22 protein-coding genes are annotated in these 21767 nt (G+C 49.1%); 8 read left to right on the top strand and 14 right to left on the bottom strand.

All coding sequences use genetic code 11. From position 1 onward, the window contains the following. Nucleotides 1-190: 190 nt before the first annotated feature. The 8 genes from F1379_RS14395 to F1379_RS14360 form a co-directional block, all read right to left on the bottom strand. A complete protein-coding gene (locus F1379_RS14395; protein WP_150270833.1) occupies nt 191-1177 on the bottom strand; it encodes an alpha-ketoacid dehydrogenase subunit beta in 987 nt (328 codons plus the stop codon). A gap of 3 nt (nt 1178-1180) precedes the next feature. Beyond that, the gene (locus F1379_RS14390; protein WP_150270831.1) at nt 1181-2212 is read right to left on the bottom strand and encodes a thiamine pyrophosphate-dependent dehydrogenase E1 component subunit alpha; all 1032 of its coding nucleotides are present in this window, start codon (nt 2210-2212) and stop codon (nt 1181-1183) included. Nucleotides 2213-2776: 564 nt separating this feature from the next. Then, entirely contained in the window at nt 2777-4198 is a 1422-nt protein-coding gene (lpdA, locus tag F1379_RS14385) for a dihydrolipoyl dehydrogenase (RefSeq protein WP_150270829.1), read from the bottom strand. A 208-nt stretch (nt 4199-4406) separates the two neighbouring features. Then, entirely contained in the window at nt 4407-4595 is a 189-nt protein-coding gene (locus tag F1379_RS14380; protein WP_150270826.1) for a hypothetical protein, read from the bottom strand. Continuing rightward, the gene (locus F1379_RS14375) at nt 4592-4993 is read right to left on the bottom strand and encodes a hypothetical protein (protein ID WP_150270824.1); all 402 of its coding nucleotides are present in this window, start codon (nt 4991-4993) and stop codon (nt 4592-4594) included. Before F1379_RS14375 ends, F1379_RS14380 begins: the two co-directional genes overlap by 4 nt. A 784-nt stretch (nt 4994-5777) precedes the next feature. Further along, complete coding sequence (locus F1379_RS14370; protein ID WP_150270822.1) at nt 5778-7634, bottom strand: ABC transporter ATP-binding protein; 1857 nt, start codon at nt 7632-7634, stop codon at nt 5778-5780. Further along, the gene (locus tag F1379_RS14365) at nt 7615-9402 is read right to left on the bottom strand and encodes an ABC transporter ATP-binding protein (protein ID WP_150270820.1); all 1788 of its coding nucleotides are present in this window, start codon (nt 9400-9402) and stop codon (nt 7615-7617) included. Before F1379_RS14365 ends, F1379_RS14370 begins: the two co-directional genes overlap by 20 nt. 19 nt (nt 9403-9421) lie before the next feature. Beyond that, a complete protein-coding gene (locus F1379_RS14360; RefSeq protein WP_150270818.1) occupies nt 9422-9631 on the bottom strand; it encodes a Ni2+-binding GTPase in 210 nt (69 codons plus the stop codon). 213 nt (nt 9632-9844) lie between these two features. Between F1379_RS14360 and F1379_RS14355 the strand changes: the two genes are divergently transcribed. Continuing rightward, nucleotides 9845-10414: a thymidine kinase gene (locus F1379_RS14355; protein ID WP_150270816.1), complete on the top strand. Its 570-nt coding sequence runs from the start codon at nt 9845-9847 to the stop codon at nt 10412-10414. 132 nt (nt 10415-10546) lie between these two features. On the opposite strand, the gene F1379_RS14350 is transcribed toward F1379_RS14355, so the two are convergent. Next, on the bottom strand, nt 10547-11068 hold the full coding sequence (locus F1379_RS14350; RefSeq protein WP_239004673.1) for a DinB family protein: 522 nt from the start codon (nt 11066-11068) through the stop codon (nt 10547-10549). 134 nt (nt 11069-11202) lie between these two features. Here F1379_RS14350 and F1379_RS14345 point away from each other — a divergent pair, with 134 nt between their 5' ends. The 7 genes from F1379_RS14345 to F1379_RS14315 all read left to right on the top strand — a co-directional run bounded on the left by F1379_RS14345 (nt 11203) and on the right by F1379_RS14315 (nt 17260). After that, entirely contained in the window at nt 11203-11901 is a 699-nt protein-coding gene (locus F1379_RS14345; protein ID WP_150270814.1) for a hypothetical protein, read from the top strand. Then, nucleotides 11849-12373, top strand: a complete 525-nt coding sequence (locus F1379_RS14340) for an accessory gene regulator B family protein (RefSeq protein WP_150270812.1) — start codon at nt 11849-11851, stop codon at nt 12371-12373. Before F1379_RS14345 ends, F1379_RS14340 begins: the two co-directional genes overlap by 53 nt. After that, nucleotides 12370-12489, top strand: a complete 120-nt coding sequence (locus tag F1379_RS14335; RefSeq protein ID WP_150270810.1) for a cyclic lactone autoinducer peptide — start codon at nt 12370-12372, stop codon at nt 12487-12489. Before F1379_RS14340 ends, F1379_RS14335 begins: the two co-directional genes overlap by 4 nt. A gap of 21 nt (nt 12490-12510) precedes the next feature. Next, a complete protein-coding gene (locus F1379_RS14330; protein ID WP_150270807.1) occupies nt 12511-12855 on the top strand; it encodes a LytTR family DNA-binding domain-containing protein in 345 nt (114 codons plus the stop codon). A gap of 191 nt (nt 12856-13046) precedes the next feature. Further along, nucleotides 13047-13226: a sporulation histidine kinase inhibitor Sda gene (locus F1379_RS14325; protein ID WP_150270805.1), complete on the top strand. Its 180-nt coding sequence runs from the start codon at nt 13047-13049 to the stop codon at nt 13224-13226. Nucleotides 13227-13526: 300 nt separating this feature from the next. Beyond that, nucleotides 13527-16148 carry a bifunctional 2',3'-cyclic-nucleotide 2'-phosphodiesterase/3'-nucleotidase gene (locus F1379_RS14320; RefSeq protein WP_239004672.1) on the top strand — a complete coding sequence of 874 codons (2622 nt, stop codon included), beginning with the start codon at nt 13527-13529 and terminating at the stop codon, nt 16146-16148. 614 nt (nt 16149-16762) lie between these two features. Then, nucleotides 16763-17260, top strand: a complete 498-nt coding sequence (locus F1379_RS14315) for a hypothetical protein (RefSeq protein ID WP_150270801.1) — start codon at nt 16763-16765, stop codon at nt 17258-17260. A 194-nt stretch (nt 17261-17454) separates the two neighbouring features. Here F1379_RS14315 and F1379_RS14310 read toward each other — a convergent pair whose 3' ends face one another. The 5 genes from F1379_RS14310 to F1379_RS14290 form a co-directional block, all read right to left on the bottom strand. Next, nucleotides 17455-17766 carry a hypothetical protein gene (locus tag F1379_RS14310; protein ID WP_150270799.1) on the bottom strand — a complete coding sequence of 104 codons (312 nt, stop codon included), beginning with the start codon at nt 17764-17766 and terminating at the stop codon, nt 17455-17457. Further along, nucleotides 17763-18308, bottom strand: a complete 546-nt coding sequence (locus F1379_RS14305; RefSeq protein WP_150270796.1) for a hypothetical protein — start codon at nt 18306-18308, stop codon at nt 17763-17765. The genes F1379_RS14310 and F1379_RS14305 overlap by 4 nt, the downstream gene beginning before the upstream one ends. 239 nt (nt 18309-18547) lie before the next feature. Next, a complete protein-coding gene (locus tag F1379_RS14300; protein ID WP_150270794.1) occupies nt 18548-19654 on the bottom strand; it encodes a hypothetical protein in 1107 nt (368 codons plus the stop codon). Next, nucleotides 19638-21041, bottom strand: coding sequence for a hypothetical protein (locus F1379_RS14295; RefSeq protein WP_150270792.1), 1404 nt, complete (start codon nt 21039-21041; stop codon nt 19638-19640). The genes F1379_RS14300 and F1379_RS14295 overlap by 17 nt, the downstream gene beginning before the upstream one ends. After that, nucleotides 21038-21532, bottom strand: a complete 495-nt coding sequence (locus tag F1379_RS14290) for a hypothetical protein (RefSeq protein ID WP_150270790.1) — start codon at nt 21530-21532, stop codon at nt 21038-21040. The genes F1379_RS14295 and F1379_RS14290 overlap by 4 nt, the downstream gene beginning before the upstream one ends. Nucleotides 21533-21767: the final 235 nt, after the last annotated feature.

The following is a 21767-nucleotide window of genomic DNA, read 5'->3' as shown; positions in this document are numbered from 1 at the left end:
CGACGAACAAACCACCGTACCACAATTCAGCCTCTCGCTTCCACGATCAAACCACCGTACCACACACTTCAGCCTCTCGCTTCTACGCTAAGCCCGCATGTCACACACTTCAGCCACTCACTTTCACGATAAGCCCCCATGCAGCCCTATCGCATTTCCGCCCGGGCCGCATTTGACCGCCAGCTCTTCCTCAGTATTCCGCCAGCCGCAGCATTTCCGCCTTCAGCTTGTCTTTGCTGAGCATGAAGAATTTCTCCATCGGCGGGCTGATCGGCATTGCCGGTACATCGGGGCCGCACAGCCGGAAGATCGGCGCGTCCAGCTCGAACAGGCAGTGCTCGGCGATAATCGCCGCTACTTCCGCGCCAACACCGCCGGTCTTGTTGTCCTCGTGAACGATCAGCACCTTTCCGGTCTTGCGTGCGGCTTCGATGATGGCGTTCTGATCGAGCGGCTGCAGCGTGCGCAGATCGAGGATATGCGCAGTGATGCCCTGCTCGCTCTCCAGCTCCTCAGCCGCCTGCATTGCAAAATGCAGCGGCAAACTGTACCCGATCACCGTAATATCGCTGCCCTCGCGCAGCAGATTGGCTTCGCCGATCGGCACGATATAATCGGTTTCCGGCACATCTTCCTTGATCAGCTTGTAGCATTTCTTGTTCTCGAAGAACAGCACCGGATCAGGATCACGAACAGCCGCCTTCAGCAGCCCTTTGGCGTCATAGGCCGAATAAGGGGCTACAATCTTCAGCCCCGGTGTGCCGAAGAAGATCGACTCCGGACACTGCGAGTGATACAGTCCGCCGAAGATCCCGCCGCCGATCGGCGCGCGGACCACTACCGGACAGGTCCAGTCGTTGTTGGAGCGGTAACGGATTTTGGCCGCCTCGCTGATAATCTGGTTCGTGGCCGGCAGCATGAAATCGGAATACTGCATTTCGGCAATCGGCTTCATCCCGTACATTGCCGCACCGATGGCCACACCGGCAATGGCGGATTCCGCCAGCGGCGTGTCCAGTACGCGCTCTTCGCCAAATTGCTCCTGCAGCCCTTTGGTGGTTGTGAAGACGCCGCCCTTGACGCCGACATCCTCACCAAGCACGAACACCGAATCGTCGCGCTCCATTTCTTCCTTCATTGCCAGCCGAATGGCATCAATATATTCCATCATCGCCATGGTTTACATGCCTCCTTCGCGGGCCGAATCACTGTATACATGCAGCAGCGTATCCTCCGGTTTCGGGAACGGGGCGTTCTCCGCGTACGCAATCGCCTCTTTAAGCTCAAGATTAATCTCGGCCAGCAGATCACGCTCCTGCTCCTCGCTCCACAGCCCCAGGTCCGTCAAATATGTGCGGAATGCGGCCACGCCGTCTTTTTTCCAATTTTCATCCACTTCTTCTTTCGTCCGGTAGGCCAGATCATTGTCCGAAGTCGAGTGCGGGGACAGCCGGTACATCATCGCTTCGATCAGCGTAGGGCCTTCGCCCGCCAGCGCCCGCTCACGCGCCTCTTTCATCACCCGGTACACCTCCAGCGGATCATTGCCATCCACCCGGATGCCGGGGAAGCCGTAACCGAGCGCCCGGTCGCTGACCTTGCCGCCGAGCTGCTTGTGGACCGGTACGGAGATGGCGTATTGGTTGTTCTCACACATAATAATGACCGGAAGCTTGTTAACCCCGGCAAAGTTGCACGCTTCGTGAAAATCGCCCTGGTTGCTCGAGCCCTCGCCAAACGTCACGAAGGACACAAAAGGCTTCTTCTGCATTTTGGCAGCCAGCGCGAAGCCTACGGCATGCGGAACCTGGGTCGTTACCGGGCTTGAGCCTGTAACAATCCGCAGCTTCTTGTGGCCGAAATGCCCGGGCATCTGCCGGCCGCCGCTGTTCGGGTCCTCCGCCTTGGCGAAGACGGACAGCATCAGCTCGCGCATCGTCATCCCCACCGACAATACAAACGCATAGTCGCGGTAGTAGGGTAGAAAATAGTCCTGCTCGCGGTCCAGCGCAAAAGCCGCCGCCACCTGCGCCGCCTCCTGGCCGATGCCGGAGACATGGAAATTGATCTTACCGGCGCGCTGCAGCAGCAGACTGCGCTCATCGTATTTGCGGCCCATCTGCATAAATCTGTACATATCAATGACCTGGCCGTCGGAAAGTCCAAGCGGCTTGTGGCGGTTCACCGTTTCAACAGTACCTTGGGATTCCATGGGAGGTACCTCCTAAAAGTTTTGTGAGCATTGGCTTCCTGAATTGCGTCGTACAAAACTCGCTTCGGAAGCATACGCTTAGTTTTGTGAGCATTGACTTCCTGAATTACGTCGTACAAAACTCGCTCCGGAAGCATACGCTTAGTTTTGTGAGCATTTGCTTCCTGACTTTGCATCGTACTTCGGAAGCATATGACTGGTTTGGTCGGCAAGGCATTGAGATACAATGTTGCCAACCCTTCGTCTACAAAGTTTCATCATGCTGTATATCTGGGCTGAGACAGTGGTTTCAGAATCTGTCATGTGCGGCACACCCGATGTCCCTTGCGGTTCATCCGGCCGTTTCGGATAAAGTCTCTAAAGCATCCTATGAGCAGCCTTTAGAGGAGCTTTCAAAGCAGCTTTGCTCTGATCTTATAACCTGGTACTAATACTAGACCTAACCCCATTATAAGCCAACTCCGCACAAAAAGAAAAGCCGAAGAAATGCCGGAACAGAGCTTTTACGGCGAATGATTCGCCTTTTGCTCCTCCCGGCATTCTTCATGCTGCTTTATTAGTCCCCTACATGCCAATTGCCCGGCCATCCACGGCCAGCATCGCTTCCCCGATGGCCTCCGACAGCGTCGGATGCGCATGGACGGCCTCGCCGATCTCCCACGGTGTGGCGTCCAGTACCTGGGCCAGCGCCGCTTCTCCGATCAGATCGGTCACATGCGGGCCGATCATCTGCACGCCAAGGATGTCGCGGGTGGTCTTGTCCGCCACCACTTTGACAAAACCGTCTTTAAGGCCGTGCACAATCGCCTTGCCGATCGCCGAGAACGGGAATTTGCCTGTGACCACGTCATGGCCCAGCGCGGCAGCTTCCTTCTCACTGTACCCTACACTCGCCACTTCCGGGCGGGTATAGACACACCGCGGAATCCGGTGCGTATGATACGGCTGCAGCGGCTCGCCGGCCAGATGCTCTACCGCCCGGATGCCTTCATGGCTGGCAGCATGGGCCAGCTGTAGGCCGCCGATGCAGTCTCCGATAGCATAGATATGCGGCTCCCCGGTCTGCATATTGGCATTCACCACAATCACGCCTTTATCAAAGCGGATGTCGGTGTTCTCCAGCCCGATGTTCTCAACATTGGCTACCCGGCCTACCGAAACGAGCAGCTTCTCTGCTGACAGCTGCTCCAGCTTGTCTCCTTTGCGGGCGTCGATGGTGACGCCCGCAGCCGTAACCGTGCAGCTCCCGGCATCGACCAGGGTGCCGGTCAGCACCTTGACGCCGCGTTTCTTCAGCAGCCGCAGCAGCTCGCAGGCGACCTCTTCATCCTCATGCGGCAGCAGCTGTCCGGCAGCTTCCACAACCGTTACCTGCACGCCGAAATCGGCCAGCATCGAAGCCCATTCCACGCCGATGACGCCGCCTCCGACAATGATGATCGAAGCCGGAAGCTCCTCCATCGCCAGCGCCTCTTCGCTGCTCAGGATGGCTTGGCCGTCCGGCGCAAGACCCGGCAGCACGCGCGGACGCGAGCCCGTGGCGATAATCAGATGGACGGGGACGACCGTCTCCATCTCCCCGTCCGCAAGCTCCACTGCCACCGCTCCGCTGCGCGGCGAGAAGATCGAAGGGCCGATGATCCGCCCCCTGCCCTTCAGGACCTGGATTTTATTTTTGCGCATCAAATATTGCACGCCCTGGTGGAGCTGCTCCACTACCGCTTCCTTCCGGCGCTGTACCTTGGGGAAGACCAGCTTGACCCCTTCGGTTTCTATTCCGTAAATCTCACTCTCATTTATTTCAGCGTATACCTCTGCACTGCGCAGCAGCGATTTGCTGGGAATGCAGCCGCGGTGCAGGCAGGTGCCGCCCAGCTTGTCCTGCTCGATGATAACGACCGACTTGCCAAGCTGGGCCGCGCGGATCGCCGCTACATAACCTCCGGTACCGCCTCCCAGAATCGCTACGTCACAAGAAATCGTCATGATATGTATCCTCCAGTCCGTACTCTCCAATTGTCCTGCCAAAAGTCCTTAACCTACTATATTGTACTCTCTTTCGAATCCGATTCAAAACTTATAAACGTCATATACCCGGAAGAGACCGTTTTTGACAGTAAGGATGCTATGATGCGGCCATGTGCAGACCCGGAACCTGCGAACATGCAGGAACAGGCCCCGAAATGGGACCTTTTTATGTGAAGGATGAGAACCGCTTATTCTCCAGCTGCGAGATGTATCTTTTGCGGCCCGTATCTAATATATCTTTCGCCTGATTGCTGTATGCGGATACCTCTGTCGTTGTTCTGGCCAGCTTGATTTTCGTCTTCAGCTCGTTATATTCGTTTAATTCGGATTGCGTTAAAATAATCTTTTTTTTCATTTTGCCTCACTCCCGTTCTCCTGAGTGATTTCGACCTCGATTTGCCCTCCGCCGCTTGCGGACAGTTCCGGCAATTCCTCCTGGGATTTGAGCTTTGCATCCAGGGTCATCTTGGCCTGTTTAGCTATGAAGCTGCCGCCGCCAAAACCGCCCAGCATCGCTACATAAATATACTTCGGGTACTCCAGCCCCAAGGGTAAAGCCGCAATGAGTCCAGCTCCCATGCCGAGCAGGATGTCCGAATAGATCCCTAAATTATATATATTCCTTTTTACATGAAGGGTGTCAATTTCTATCTTGGCCGGCGATACCCAGCTCCCGTCATTAAGGTACAGCCCGGAAAGCACGCCGCCAAATCCTCCGGATATGAGTAAAGCTAATATATCCCAAAATTCCATGTATGCATTCCCCCATCGAATTAAGATATATGTACTGAATACAGTATATTTCCCCGCTATCAAAAAAGACCCCGCTGTAGCGGAATGCCCGCTTCCAGTGAAAGAGATAAAGCGATGCCGCTGGTTGCACTTCCGGCTTCGCCGAATAGCATTCGGCAGTGCCTGCCAGGATAACGGCCGGATATCCAAACTCCCGCTGAGTCAGAGCCAACCTCTGGCCAACTCAATTCGTTCACCGCATTTAGTTTGATTTTCGCACACTATTTCAGTCTGGATTACGGATTTCAGCAATCTAGTTCGATTACCGCCACTTATATTGGTCGATATTAATGAATTTACTATTTTTCGCCAATATTAAGTGGCGAATATCCAACTAAGCCTGTGATTATCCTCCATACAGGTGAAATTAAGTGGCGATTTTCCAACTACAGTCTGCGAACAGGGGCTGCCAGCGGATTCTACAGCAAATAGCGGTGTTCATCCGGAACTCGGGGAACGGACAGCGGACGGAAGTCCATAACTTTACTGACTTCACTTTACTGACTTCACTTTACTGACTTCACTTTCCGGCCTTATCGGGCCTTATCCAGCCTTATCCGGCAAAAAAAGCAAACCGGAGGCCCGCTGCACTATGTGCGGCAAACCTCCGGTCTACAGATGATGTACAATATTGCAGATTTGGACCGCCCGGCTAAGCACTGCAGCCGCTTGGTCGGCAATCCGCTTGGACACGCCGGCATTCGCGGCTCCATATAAGCTGCGCGCTTGCCGCTCAGTTGCGCCCCTACCCCTGCGCTTCTTCCGGCTCCTTGGCCGCGCCCCGCACCAGGTCGCTGTACAAGCCGCCCTGGCAGAGCAGCTCGTCGTGCGTGCCCTGCTGCTCCAGCCGTCCGCCCCGCAGCACCAGGATGCGGTCTGCCGCGCGGACCGTGCCGAGCCGGTGGGCGATGACGAAGCTGGTCCGCCCCTGCATCAGGGTCCGCAGCCCTTCCTGGATCTTGATCTCCGTCACGGTATCTATGCTGCTCGTGGCCTCGTCCAGCACCAGCATCGACGGGTCGGCCAGAATGGCCCGGGCAATAGCGAGCAGCTGCTTCTGACCCTGGCTGATGCCGCCGCCGCCGACGGACAGCATCCGGTCATAGCCGCCGTGCAGCCGCATGATGAACGGATGGGCGCCGGCCAGTCTGGCGGCCGTCTCCACCTCTTCATCTGTGGCGTCCAGCTTGCCGTAGCGGATGTTATCACGGATCGTTCCCCGGAACAGGAACGTATCCTGCAGCACAAAAGCCATGTGGCTGCGCAGGCTTTCGCGCTTGACCGAAGTCAGATCCTTGCCGTCGAGCGTGATTTGGCCCTTGCTTGGATCATAGAAGCGGGACAAGAGGCCGATCAGAGTGGTCTTGCCTGCGCCCGTCGGACCGACCAGCGCAATCATCTCGCCCGGCTTCGCCTCGAAGCTGATGTCATGCAGCGTCTCGTTCTCGCCGTCATAGGAGAACGAGACATGCGAGAACTTCACCGCGCCGTCCACCCGCTCCAGCGAGACCGCTGCGCCTTCATCCTTCGCTTCCGTGGCTTCATCCAGCACCTCGAACACGCGCTCCGCACCGGCAATCGCCGACAGCAGCGTGTTCCACTGGTTCGCCAGGTCGTTCAGCGGCCGCGTGAACTGGCGGGTATACTCCACGAAGGCAATGATGACGCCTACGGTAACCACACCGCGGATCGCCAGCAGACCGCCGACCCCGGCGACAATCGCGAAGCTGAGATTGTTCAGGCCGTTCATCAGCTTAGGTATGAAACCCGAGATCGACTGCGCCCAGTAACCGGAGAGCATGATGTTGTTGTTGCGTTCCCGGAATCCGGCAATTACGCGCTCCTCTTGGGAGAAGGCTTTGATGATGCGCTGCCCGGATAAGGTCTCCTCGATGAAGCCGTTCAGCTCGCCCATATTCTTCTGGCGTTCCTTGAAGAGCGGTCCGGTGCGGCGGGTAATCCAGCGCATCCCCAGCATCATCAGCGGCACGACAATGAAGGTAAGCAGCGTGAGCAGCGGGCTGAGCCACAGCATTACGCCCAGCGTGCCGACGAGCGTCAGTACGCTGGAGAAGATCTGAATCGCCGAGCTGTTCAGCGTCGAGCTGATGTTCTCAATGTCATTGGTCAGCCGGCTCATAATTTCGCCCTGCTGCCTGCGGTTGAAGAAGGAGATCGGCAGCCGGTGCAGATGGGCGAACAGATCAGTCCGCATCCGCAGCACCGTCTCCTGGGCTATTTCGATCATCCAGATATTCTGCAGCCAGGAGACCAGTGAATTCAGCAGATAGACCAGCCCCAGCGTAACCAGGAACAGTAGCCATGGCCTGCCTCCGCTGCCTTCCAGATAATGATCGACGGCCCTGCTGATCAGGTACGGACCAAGCAGCGAGAGTGCGGAGCTGATCATGACCATCAGCAGCACCAGCGTCAGCTTGGCCTTGCGCCGGGCCAGGTACCCCCAGATCCGCAGCAGCGTCGCCCGCGAATCCTTCGCCTTGGCCTTGGGCCTGCGCCCCGCCGGAGCTCCGAGACCCCGGGCTTCGCCAAGTCCCAAACCAAGCTTGGGGTGGCGGAAAGGCTCAATTAAAGCTTTGAACATGCTGTCCTGCCTCCCTGTCCTGAGATTCGCCTATTTTGCGGTACAGCGGTGAGTCCGCCATCAGCTCCTGATGGGTGCCGCTGGCCATCAGCCGCCCTTCATCGAGCAGCAGGATAAGATCCGCCGACACCGTGGAGCTGATCTTCTGCGTAATCAGGAAGGTCGTGCAGGACAGCTGCTTCAGTTCATCCAGCAGCCGCCCCTCTGTAACGGCATCCAGCGCACTGGTGCTGTCGTCCAGAATCAGAATCGCCGGCCTGCGCACCAGCGCCCGGGCGATGCTCAGCCGCTGCTTCTGGCCGCCGGAGAGATTGACGCCCCGCTGGCCAAGCAGGGTGTTATAGCCCTGCGGCAGTGCAGCTACAGTCTCGTGAATCTGGGCTGCAGCCGCCGCCCATTCGATCTGTGCCTGCGTGGCCTGTTCGTTCCCCCAGGCGATGTTCTCCTGCACCGAACCCGAGAACAGCAGCACCTCCTGCGGCACATAGCCGATGGCTCCGCGCAAAGAGGCGATGTTCATCTCTTCGGTTGGGATATCATCCACCCGGATTTCCCCTGTGTTTTGCTCATACAGCCTTGGAATCAAGCTGACCAGCGAGGTTTTGCCTGACCCGGTCGCCCCGATGATCGCCACCCGCTGGCCGGGCTGCACCGTGAAGCAAATATCCTCAAGCACGGTTAGCCCGCTGCCCGGATAGCTGAAGCCGACATGGCGGAACTCCACTTTGCCCCGCAGCGCCTGCTCCGGCTGTTTCTTTCCCTTGCCGTTCGCAGTAATCTGCTCCACCCCTGCGCCGGCCGTTGCTGCAGCATCAGCTGCATTTCCATATTCTTCCGCCATAACCTCTTCCACCCGCCCGGCGGATGCGCGGGCCCGGGAGAAGGTCGCCATAATCCCGGAGAGCGCCGACATCGCCCCGATGGTGCGCAGCGAATAGTTAATGACCGCTACGGTTTGTCCCAGTGTGGCATCGCCTGTCGAGATTTCGATCCTGCCATACCAGAGCACGGCAAGGATTACCGCGTTTACAATCAGCATAATGAGCGGAGCCGTCGTTTCTGTCAGCCGCAGCGCGGCGATGGTCGCTCTCATCAGCTCGGCGCTATGCGCCGTGAACCGGCTGATCTCGTGTCCCATGCGTACGAAGACGCGGATCAGCCGGATGCCGGTCAGATTCTCCTGAATGCTGCCGTTTACTTCATCAAGCCGCCTCTGTACACTGCGGAAGAGCGCCGAGGATCGCCGCAGCATCCACAGCAGGAGCACAATCAGAACCGGGAGTGTTACAGCCAGCATCAGCCCCAGCCGCACATGTACGACCAGCGCCATCAGAACACTCCCGAGCACCACGAGCGGTACACGGGTCATAAACCGCAGCCCCATAAAGATGGTATCCTGCAGCTGTGTGACGTCCTGGGTCAGCCGGGTGATCAGTGAAGAGGTCTCGAATCTGCTGAAGACGGAATACGTGAAGGATTGCACCCGCTCGTACAGCTTCTCGCGCAGATCAAAGGCAAAGCCCTGGCTGGCATGTGCCGCAAAAAAAGAGCTGAGCACACCCGCCCCGAACGCGATCACCGCGCTGCCGGCCAGCACTCCGCCCCATAGCCACACCACGCCCGTATCCCGTTCCCGGATTCCGGAATCGATAATTTTGGAAATCAGATAGGGCTGGGCCAGCTCTACCGAGAGTTCAATCAGCATCATGACAAGTGCGGCTATTGCGGCAACCCTGTATTTCCTGAGATAAGCAAAAATAATGTTCACCTGCGATACCCCGTCCGCTTTACTCGTAAAGCGCTTCCTTAAGTCGTGTTGACATCGTCTCACGTTGCCCGGCCTTCAGCGCTGCCCGCTTGAGCGCTTTATTGCTGCGTTCCAGCTCCTCCAGCTCAGCGAGCATTTCCTCGAGCAGCTCATCCGCTTCCGCGGACAGCCCGTCCCGCTGCCGCAACGCTTCGGCCTTTTCTTTAAATACCGCCAGCTTCTCCGTCATTTCACAAGCCTTCCTTCAGTAAATTTTCTCCTGCGGCAAAAAAACACAATTGCGTACATTATATCATATACCCGCGGAGACAACGCTGACGGCTGATTGCTGAAATTTGCGTCCAAGACATCTGGCACTGGCTACCGCCGCCGTGTGTATGATACTCTAATATAAGTCTTTTTATAAGAGTATACAGGTTGAACAGCGAAAGGATAGATGGACGTGGCACAGTTGTTTTACAAATACGGCGCGATGAACAGCGGCAAATCCATTGAAATACTTAAGGTTGCCCATAATTACGAGGAGCAGGGCAAGTCTGTGCTTATCTTCACCCCCGCTCTGGACGACCGTGATGAAGTCGGATATATCTCCTCCCGGATCGGCCTCCGCAAGCAGGCCATTGCAATCGACGAGCACACGGATATTTTCGGCATTGTAGAAAGAGCGCTGCCGCGCCCCCACTGCGTGCTGATTGATGAATGCCAATTCCTCAGCAAGGCCTGCATCCTGCAGCTGGTGCGGATTGTGGATGAGCTGAATATCCCGGTGATGGCCTTTGGCCTGAAGAACGACTTCCAGAACAACCTCTTCGAGGGCAGCAAGTATATGCTCATCTATGCGGATAAAATCGAAGAAATGAAGACGATCTGCTGGTTCTGCGAACGCAAAGCAACCATGGCCCTTCGGGTAGAGGACGGCAAGCCCGTCTATACTGGCAGGCAAATCCAGATCGGCGGCAATGAAGCCTATTATCCGGTCTGCCGTAAATGCCATAAGAATCCGCCGCTTTGATCTCTATATAATGGAAAAAGCATCACTGCCGCGAGACTGCCGTCTCCTCCGGAGGATGCTTTTTTTGTTGGTGCCGGCATAGCCTAACGGACCGTAAAGACGCGGTAATCAGGGAGCTTCAAAACAGCCGCTTCAGTTAAGGTACCGCTCCTTCAGCACCTGCAGATGATGCAGCTCGTGGCCGATGATCAGGGCGGCCTGGGCCCGGACAGTCATCTGCACTCCTGCGAAGCGGCCGGTGCGGGTCCAGGCCTCCTCTGCGATGCTGTCCAGCAGCGCCTGTGTAGATTCACGCACAATCCGGTAATGGCCCACCATCTCCGCCAGGGTGAACCGGTCGAAGCTGCCTGCGGCAACGTAATCTTTTTCCTCATAGCCGGGCAATTGCGCTTCTTCCCCCCTGGCAAAACAAAGCAGCCGGTAAGACATAATCCGGTCGTTGTCGGTAAGATGGCCGAGCATCTCCTTGATGCTCCATTTCTCTGGCGCGTAGCGGTAGTTCCCCTGCTCTTCACTCAGGCTGGTCAGCAGCCTGAGCACCGTCTCCGTCTGCTTCCGCAGAATCTCCCGCAAATCGCCTTCATCCGGGACAAGCGATATATACCCTCTTTGAAACTCGCAGTACTCATTCGGTTCAGGACGCTGATTCAACATAGTTTTACCCCTTTCTGGTGGTTGCTGCAACAAAATAGGTAAACGGTACAAAAAAGCCGTTGTTGTATTCTAGTCTATTATGTATAATACTTGCAAGAATTGGATTTGGGCAATCTGCCCATAGGAGTGTCAGCATGCTGGATTTTGCGCTCTATATACTCTTTTCCATGTTGGAAACATTCGCAATGTTCTTCCTGGCTTTCAGGGTGTTCAAGATTGATCTTTATACGAAAGAGATGTTTTTTGCCGGTTTTATTATGGCCTTTTTCTCTTATATCATTCGAGTTGAGCACAACCGGGTTGAAGCTGATATCATCAGTCAATATCTGCTAATGTTTTGTTTCTATTGGCTTTTATTTCGTGTCCACGTATTCTATGCCGCTATCCTGACAGGGGTAACTTACCAGTCATATACTTTCATCCAGACCGTTTATATTTTTCTGTTGAACAAGCTCGGCAACTTTTCTGCACATTCGTTCTACGGCCTGGATATCAATACTTATTTATTGCAAACCATCTCTGCCGCAACCGCCATAGGTATAGGTGCATATCTGGGAATCAAACGCAAAGGCTTCGACTTTGTTCCGGACAAGCCCCAAGGGTTCATACATATAAGCAGCAAAGAGAAATTCCTGTTTATACTGAATCTCCCTACGGCGGCTATTGTCATCTCTATCATGTATCTGTTTAATTCCGGATACTTCTACCTGGTCCCGCTAATCTACGGCTTCCTGCTTTTTTGCTATATTTATTTATCCTATAAGAAAGACAGGAGCGGCAATGAATATTTTAAGTCTCAAGATCGCCTCGATGATCAAACAGGCAAACCCTGAGGAAACAGGGTCCATCGAAGTGATGCAGTATGCTCTTAACATTATACTTAACAGCCTGCTCATTATCGCCCTATCCCTGCTGATCGGATGGACTACAGGACATTTTGCGGATACAGCGTTGGCACTGCTTAGTTTTGCATTGCTGCGTGTTCTCTCGGGAGGAAGACATCTGCCGAACGCATTCTCCTGTAATCTGTTCTCAATAGCTCTGTGTTCCTTGATCCCGCAGATTACCTTTCTGTTTCGGGATCATGTAGGGATAATCAATCTGATTTCACTTCTGCTTATGCTGTTGTATGCTCCGGCCCCCGATGTCAATGCCAGAATCCCTCTGCGTTGGTATCCCCGGATGAAACTGCTTGCAGTTCTCACCGTCGGCCTTAATTTTTTCTTGCTCTCGCCTGTCATTGGATTGACCTTTCTGGCGCAATCCTTAACAGTAATCTCATGGAGAAGGAGGAAGCAGACATGAAGAAGAGCATTTCCCGCACAGCATCCAAGATGTTGACATCATCCGCCCGTTTCTTTTCAACTGTTCTGAAGCCTTTTGCCTACAGTCCACAAGCTCCTGAAGAATTGCGGAAGTAACCCGAACAAGGTGGGGAGTACATGCGTGTCTTGCTGAACGACGGTTCCTCCCGGGACATTCGGGAAGAAGAAATATTGTATTTCTCAAGCTACAAGAATACAATATACGTCCATACAAAAGAAGGCGAATATGTGCTTCCCACCACCCTCTCAGATCTGTACGCTGCTTACAGCGACAGCGGGTTCGAGCGTCTGGACCGCAGTAATGTAGTGAACATAAGCAACGTTGACGGCTATGATTCCGAACGGAAGGTGGTTATCTTTGCAGAATCCGAACAATTCGCCACAGTCTCGGAATCCAAAGAATCCCGCATCAAGAGGTATTTAGCCTCCCGCAACGAAGATATAAGCAAGGATACTAAATAACCCCGGCACAACCGTTTAGCAATCTATTTCTTATTTTGATAAACCATTTATTTTCCCATAGATTCAGATCATTGTAAAGAGTAATTCACCGGGCGAATGACAGGAGACGGTCTTAATTCCAAATGGTACCATTTAAAATGATTGGTATGATTCTTAAGCTAGATTTATATAATAACTGATGGAGGAATCAAATGGATTATTACTTTCATCCTTCTCCGCGGCCCTCATCCTTGGAAATGTTGTCTGATGAACAACTGCTCAACATCTATGAATTGGCGGTAGAGGCACAAGCTTCGCCCGATTTTATTGAAATTATAAAAAATGTACTTTCCGGCCGTAAATTAATTGAATCCGGAAAATGCGACTCCTGATTTTTCCTCAAACAATCCCCTACATATAAATGCTCCTCTTCCTGGAGTAGTGCATATTCACCCGGCTCCGCCGGGGGATATGTACCGTTTTTGTTTCCGATCTTATTTCCTTGCCTCCCCTTCCGCTCTACCTTCTTACAACTTCATTTACCCGGTACTCTTCTTTTTTTTGCTTTCATCACGGTTGATTTTCACAAAGATCCGGCTTTTTATTTTGGATATGTTAATTTTAAGTAAATTCCGCTATAATACTGTTGTATTTGTTACATATCTTAACATAGAGAAGGGATGAAAGATTTCATGAATAATAACACTAGGTCTGTTTGGCGGAAGACAGCCCTGTCCTCACTGGCACTCTCCTTAGGCATTCTCCCGCTCGGCGGCACTTTCGCTTCGGCCGCAGCAGCAGATGCGACATTGAAAGTAAGAATTATGGAAACTACCGACATTCATACGAATCTGCTGCCTTATGATTATTACAAGAGCGCGACCTCGCTGACTGTCGGATTGGCCCGCACCTCTACTCTCGTCAAGCAGGCACGCAGTGAAGCCGCCAACACACTGCTTGTAGACAACGGTGACCTGATTCAAGGCACTCCGCTCGGTACCTATAAAGCCCTGGTTAATCCGATTAAAGGAAATGAAATCCATCCGGTATATAAAGCTATGAACCTGATGGGCTATGACGTTGCCACCTTCGGGAACCATGAGTTCAACTATGGGCTTGATTACCTGGACCAGGCTATCAAAGGAGCAAACTTCCCTTATATCAATGCTAATGTCTATATAGACGACAAAGATAACAATACCGATAATGATGTCAACCAGTACAAGCCCTATCAAATTATCAGCAAATCCTACAAGGACGAAGCCGGCAACGCCCAGACGCTCAAAATCGGCGTGCTTGGCCTCGTAACCCCGCAAATTACGGAATGGGATAAAGCCCATCTGGAAGGCAAGGTCATTACTAAGGATATTGTTGCCACTGCCGAGAAATTTGTACCGGAAATCCGTGCCGCCGGCGCCGATCTCGTTATCGCCATGACACATTCCGGCTTTAACGGCACTGCCGAGCCCCATGTGAAGGCGGAAGATGCGATTCTGCCGCTCAGCAAGGTGCCGGGAATCGACGCCATTACATTCTCTCATACCCACAAGGTATTCCCGGCGGCTGATGAGAAATCGCTGGACACGCTGTTCAAGGATGCTTCCGGCAAGGTTCTAGCAGGTGTGGACAATGCCAAAGGCACGATCAACGGCGTACCTGCAGTACAAGCCGGGTATGGCGGCAGCAACCTGGGATTGATTGACCTGACCCTGGAGAAGGAAAACGGCAAGTGGAAGGTTGCTGCCTCGCAGTCCTCCACCAGAGCCATCTATGATTCCGTCGCCAAGAAATCCACTGTGGATGTGGACCAGGCCATAGTTGACGCTGTACAGGCAGACCATGAAGCCACGATCAAGTATGCCAACAGTCCGATCGGAACCACTACCGGCCCTATCTACAGCTATTTCGGATTGGTTCAGGACGATCCTTCGGTGCAGATCGTGACGACAGCGCAAAAGCTGTACGTGGAAGACTATATCAAGAAGAATCTGCCGCAGTATGCGAACACTCCGGTATTGTCCGTAGGCGCTCCGTTTAAAGCCGGACGCAACGGCCCTGAAGAGTATACCGACATCGCTGCTGGTCCGCTGGCCATCAAGAGTGCCGGTGACCTGTATCTGTATGACAATACGCTGAAGGCAATTCTGGTTAAGGGCTCTGTTGTCAAAGAATGGCTGGAAATGACGGCAGGCAAATTCAATCAGATCGACCCTGCTAAGACTGAAGCACAGGAACTGCTGAATCCGGCTTTCGCTGTGTACAATTTTGATGTTATTGACGGCGTAACGTATCAGGTGGATGTGACCAAGCCGGCCAAATACAAGCCGGACGGCACGGTCAACGATGCCGCCTCCAGCCGGATTATCAATTTGCAGTATAACGGCAAGGCGATTGATCCCGAGCAGGAATTCATCGTGGCAACCAATAACTACCGCGCCAGCGGCGGCGGCAATTTCCCGGGTGTAAAGGGCAGCAAATACATCATCGACTCCCCGGATGAGAACCGCCAGATCCTGATGGATTATATCACTGCCAGCAAAACCATTAATCCGACCGCCGACAACAACTGGTCAATTGCACCGATTTCAGGCGATGCGAAGGTTACATTCACAACCTCACCGAAAGCGGAACTGTATGCCAAAGAGACCGACAACATTGCCTATACCGGTCAAGTAGATGACAAAGGCTTCGGTATCTTCACGCTGGACGTCAGCAAGGCTGTTACCCCTTCGGTACCGGCAACCGGCAGCGGGCAACCGGCAGCAAGCAGCTTTAAGGATGTTCCGGACAGCCACTGGGCCGCCTCCTATATCAGCGGGCTTGCAGCCAAGGGCATCCTGTCCGGCAAAACCGCCGATACCTTCGACCCGAATGGTCTGGTCACCCGTGCGGAATTCGCCAGCATGCTAACGAAAGCGCTGAATCTGAAGGCAACCGCAGCGGCAGGCTTCAAGGATGTTCCGGCTTCGGCCTGGTATGCAAGCTCCGTCGCAGCAGTCGCCCAGAACAAGCTGGCCGGCGGCATCACCTCTGATACCTTCGCACCTGCCGCTTCCATTACCCGCGAGCAAATGGCCGTCATGGTGAAGAAGGGGCTTGATCTTCGCGCAGGCAAGACGCTGGCCGCTGCTGCGGCACTCAGCTTCAGCGATGCCGCGTCTATCAGCGTCTGGGCTAAGGACGCAATCACCGTAGCCGCCGAGCAGGGCATCATTGCCGGCCGGGCGGACGGCAGCTTCGCTCCTAAAGCCACTGCCACCCGCGCAGAGGCTGCCAAGGTGATCTCTGCACTGTTATCCGCCTCCGTAGAATAAACGGGCATACAGCCTCAAAGAAGCCATCCGCCGTCATTATGGCAGGGTGGCTTCTTTATATAAGGTTTTATTGTGCAGAAGAGGATATAATGAACGAGTAAGCTGATAGCGGAAGCATGGTTGTCACGAGTTAAGCGCTAAAAAGTAAATCAAATAAGAAATACCGGGCAGGATAGCGGCCCGATATCAAAGCTCTCGTGATAGTCAGCGCCAAGCCCGGGCTAATCCTCAAGCCAAACTAAAAGTTCACTGCTATTAGTTCGATTTTCGCACTCTATTTCGGCCTGTATTACGGATTTCAGCCATCTAATTCGATAATCGCTACTTAAATTGGTCGAAATTGGTGCACTCACTATTTTTCACCCATATTAAGTGGCGAATATCCAACTAAGTCTATGATTATCTCCATATAGGTCAAATTAAGTGGCGATTTTCCAACTACAGTCTGCCTGCCAGTGAATAATACAGCCAATAGCAATATTCATCTGGAAATCGGGGGAACAGGCAGCGGACGGAAGTCTGTAGCTTTGCTGGAATCACTTTTCTGGCCTTATCCAGCTAATCTTATGTTCAACTTATATAGCAGGACAATACCATGCAGAGGAGCGGATCAAATGTCATTTCTGAAGGACTTCGGTCAATTCGCCGGGGAAATTACAGGCAAGGTGCTGGGAGGATCGGTCCGGGTGGTCGGCGAGCTGACCGGGAGCGGCTTCGTTAAAGAGGTCGGCAACAGTGTCGAGAAAGCGACGATTGCCACCGGCAAGACCGCCGGGCAATTGGCTAGCGGTGCATTTGATATCACGAAAGGCGTAATTACGCAAGATAAACGTGATATCAATGAAGGCTTGAGCGATATTGGCGAGGCTGTAACCACTACCGCCAGGGGAGCTGCCTTGTCGGCCAGATATGTATATACCAGCGGCAAGGACGTAGTAACCGGCATCAGAGACGATGATCCGGACAAGGCGAAGCAAGGCGCCAAGAACCTGGCAGCAGCTGCAGCCGTCAGTGTTCTGGCCATCGGCATTCTGGATGCCGCGGGCGGTCCTAATGGCGGCGTCGATATGGCTGACGCGGATGTGGAGCTTGAGCTGCCTGACGAGGCATAACAGCCGGGAGATACGCTGGATGAAGCTTGCAGAATGAAGATTACAGGGGCTGCTGCCAAGCGTATTCAAGTCATCGTTCCGGTGCTAGGCTGATAGCGGTCATAGACGGCAATTAAACACTCAGTAAAAAAACAGGCAAGCCGCTAACAAAAGCGGCTTGCCTGTGTAAACATTATTATCTCACATAATAAAATTTATAAATAGTTATCGACATCACTTAAACTGTAATAACCATATCTAAGTTTCTTAATAATTTGCTCTTCATTATAATTATTTAAAATTATTTCTTTTTCAAGTTCTTCAAGCCTAGCTATTTTCATACGTTTAAAGAAAATTACTAATAGATACTGCGAAAGAACGACTATGATTACAAGGGCAAGACCATTAAAAAGTTGTTTCCATAATATATTATTAAAATCATAATGCGTAACAGCGTATAACAACATTGTTATTGTTACAATTATTTTTGCAAGTATACTATTAATAAAACTAAGTAGTCTCTTCAAAATCCAACGAAATGCTCCATTCTTTTTTTAATATTAATCTCTTCATTTAGTGGAGCATCTAATGCAATATCCTCAGATATACGGTTTTTTGCGACCTCTTTCCAAATACTAACATTTACGCTCCAATTCAAAATAACATCAATTATTGGGAAGTATCTAAAAGAGTATATTATGAAATAAACTTCAAAAACCCAGAAATCTTTTCTGTGTGAATGATAAACAAAATATAAATTAAGCACTAAAGCCCCAACCATTATTATACCTTCATGTATTTTTAGAGGAAGTGAACCTTTTTTTTCGATCTTATTTTTAGCTATACGAAATTTCCTGATTTTCTCTTGCCTGAAATATTTATTAAAAACATCAAAAAGAGTAATAGTTGTGTTATGGAAAATAATAAACCCTACAGTTACAGTCATCCAGTGTTTTTGAATGTCTATAATATCAGGAAAAATCCAATACCCTAATCCAGCTAAGGCAGCAAACAAAGTCCAATTGCTTAATCCACCGGAAATTATCTTCTGTCTTTCTCTTTCCTGCAAACGATTAATATATTCCAGCCATTCTTTCTGAGAGAGCCGAGTATCCAGTATTAATCCCCCTAAAACCTCTTCATAGAAAGAGACAGTCTTTGTTTGCGTCTTTTCTCAAATCAAATTTTCCCGTATCTTGAACTTTAGCCCTTCAAAAGACCTTATGCTTAATACAAAGCTTCTCGGCTACCTCATAGCAACATAATTTAAAATTAATGGTATTGAAAGAGAAAAAACCGTGACATTCGCTAATGATATTCCAATTTCCAACTAAAACGAAATAGTTTTATATTGGGTATTACTAGCCAAAAAACATACCCTAGTATGATTGCAAACAAAAGAATGCCTATAACTATATAAGAATAAATAGAATTTAAGATATCTTTCATCCAAGTAAGTCCTAATGGAGATATGCCAAATAAAATAAATAAATTAATCGGTGTTATTAAAGTGCCTGCTATCTGACTAATCTTTCTCGCGTTATCTGTTGCCTTATTATTTAAATACATATTTATTGTACGAAAAGATGATACTTTATCTTTTAGCTTTGATTCTAACTTGTTAATTTCCTCCTGTATAGTTCGACTATAATAGATGTTACCTTCATCATCAAATGATACAAATTCAATATTTCCATTTAGTTTACATACAATAATCTCTGTTTGATTTTTCTTGAGTGAGTAAGATTCTAAATCTTCTTTCAAATAGTATTTCATTAACCACTGCCATTGTTCATTACTAGTTATGCCTTTCACAAAATTAGCCTGACAAAAATAGTCAGGAATGCTATGGTTGTAAATTTCACTTAAATAAGAGAGGTCTAGGTTTTCAAAAAAAGTAAACTTCATTCTTCTCCCAAAATTAAATGCACTTATTTGTTTATTTAAAAAGGCTAGAAACATGTCGAACATTACTGGATCATTTAGCATGTCCAGCCAAAATAAATATGAATCAAATGTTGGAACATATACAAAGCTAATTGTATTATTATAATCTATAATTTCATCACTAAAATTAACCTTGAAATTGAAAACTTCAGTATCTTTTAACCTTACAACAATATTATTGAGTTCCATCTTGTATTCAAAAGTATACTTAAAACCTTTTCTACTGGCTTCGTTTTGAATTAATCTCGTAAATTCATTAATCCAAGGTTCTGTATTAACTATTATTTGATTGCCACTATAATTTGCATAGCCCTCAGCAATAATTTTATTTAGGTAATATAAATTCACATCATCAGGAAATTTTAATTTATAGTCACTTTCACTAAATCTGAATGAACCAGTTACTGAATGCCAAGTATAGTTCATTGCTATTTTCGTTAGAGTTTCATACTCACTGCCCAGAAGCATTTGGAATCAACTCCGTAATATTTCTAATAGATTCATGTATTGCAAGAGTAAGTTTAGTAACATCATCTTGATTCCGTTCATATAAATCAAGTAAACTCTTCAATGTTCCCATAATATCATTAGACTGAACTTTTGTAATTCTTTGCAAATAACTAATCGTTCTATCATCGAATTTCCCGGAAATTTCACTGTATTCATTCGCATTATATGGAAGTATCTTCTTTTCTTTTAAACAATAAAATAAAGAGTTACTGATTAATTTAACAAACACCCCAGTAATATCTTGAGTTTCGGAAAAGATATACGCTTCTATATTTTTATAGATTGTACTAACAATATTATCCTTTTGTTGGTCCGAACCAATTATATTATGATAAGCTAGTCTACCTAATTCTTTTCTATAATTTACATTTAAATAGTCATAAGAGAGTAAAATGCTTATTTTTTTAACAAACTCGTCTATGTCTTCTGGTTCTAAATTCAATGAACGAGAAAACATCTTTCCAGCAACCCCATCAAGGCTTATCAATTTTTCATCGTCGTCTCTTATTTTCACACGAATTAATGACAGAGGATATTTGTCATAAAAATACTTAATCTCCTCCTGAGAGACCAGGTCCCTTACGTTTGTATTATGATTAATATCAATATCTACTTTGAATCGTCCCTCTATATGAAATTTCAGTTTAGCAGGTAAATTCTGGTCTTCCATAACAATCAATTTTCTAAGCGTATGGTCGCTTAAACTGATTGGTATAATAGTCGTATTTCTTAGTGTAGATACTGTTGTTAAGATTGTTGTAATAAATTTATTCTTATCAGTATCTGAATGTGTATACTGAGAAAAATTAGTTAACAATGCAACATTTAAATCCAAATACACTCGTATTTCTGTATGTAAATATTGAATATTATTGTTTTCTTTAAAGTAGGAGTTTTTTTCACTTGTAAATCTAATATCTATAACATTCTTTGTACTATAACACCAATATTCTATTTCCAGTCCTTGAATGTCAAAGTCGTGTTTACTTGTTATCAACGCTTCAATATTCATCTTTGCTGATTCCAAATCAAGCATTGAAAAAGGCACATGGAAAATCAAGGCATTAAAATCACATCGTGGAGATTCAATGGTACTAAACAGACTATTAATTTCCAATTCAAAAGTTTGTTGTTCCGGTGTAGATTCTTCTAACGATTCATATGCTCTGTAAAGAAAAGATGGGAACTCTTCGTCATCAGGATATCCCCTTCCATCTATAAACCCTTTATCTAATGCAAAATAGTATAGGTCATCCCACAAAGGCTGGCTCAATGCATTTAGCTTTTCCCAGACAGTAAACTCTCCGTTTCTTGTGAAAAAAAGTTTCTGTTCTTTTAAGCTCATTTTTCACTTATCTCCTCTTCCGTTACATCTTCATCCTCTTCATTATCTTCAGACTGAAGTACCTCAGTATTATGTACGCTATCTATTAGGTTTACGAAATCCATAGCTTTAGTAATAGCAGTATCGTTCGATTTATTCTGCAACTTTGAAATCAATTCTTCTAATTCGTTTATTGTCACAGTAAATGAATCAGTTCTTGCTAGTAATTTCGTTAGTGTATCATTAACTGATTTTACACCAACCGTTATTTTTCTTTGTTCTGTCAAACTATCTAGTAGTTCATACGCAAACATAACCGTAATAAATCGAAGTGCATTTTGTAAGGCTAACGCTCCTTTAGGACCTATTCTAATCTTACCGAAGCCTTCATGCTCTGCTATATTCTTAATTAATTCTTTCATCCTTGAATCATAAAGTAAATTACCCTGTTCATAGTTAATTCCATCCTCAGGTTGTTGTTCTGGCACTTCAATTTCTGCATTGATAGACATGTCAATAGTTCTCTCCCTTCCAACGCATAAATCCATAGGACAATTTTACCAAATCTTTCGATTTATGAATACAGCTGTGTGGTAATGTTTTTTTGATATTTCGCTTCACCCTAGGTTTTCTTAACTATCCTATGGGATTCTTTAGTATCTCACGTTCAATTTCAAAAAGATAATTGATGAATACTATAATGTTACGAACATAGTTCACTAATGTAGTCATGGATAATCTTCTTTA

Source organism: Paenibacillus tepidiphilus (assembly GCF_008635795.1).
Lineage (GTDB): Bacteria > Bacillota > Bacilli > Paenibacillales > Paenibacillaceae > Paenibacillus_AQ > Paenibacillus_AQ tepidiphilus.
This window is presented reverse-complemented; position numbering and strand designations above follow the sequence as displayed.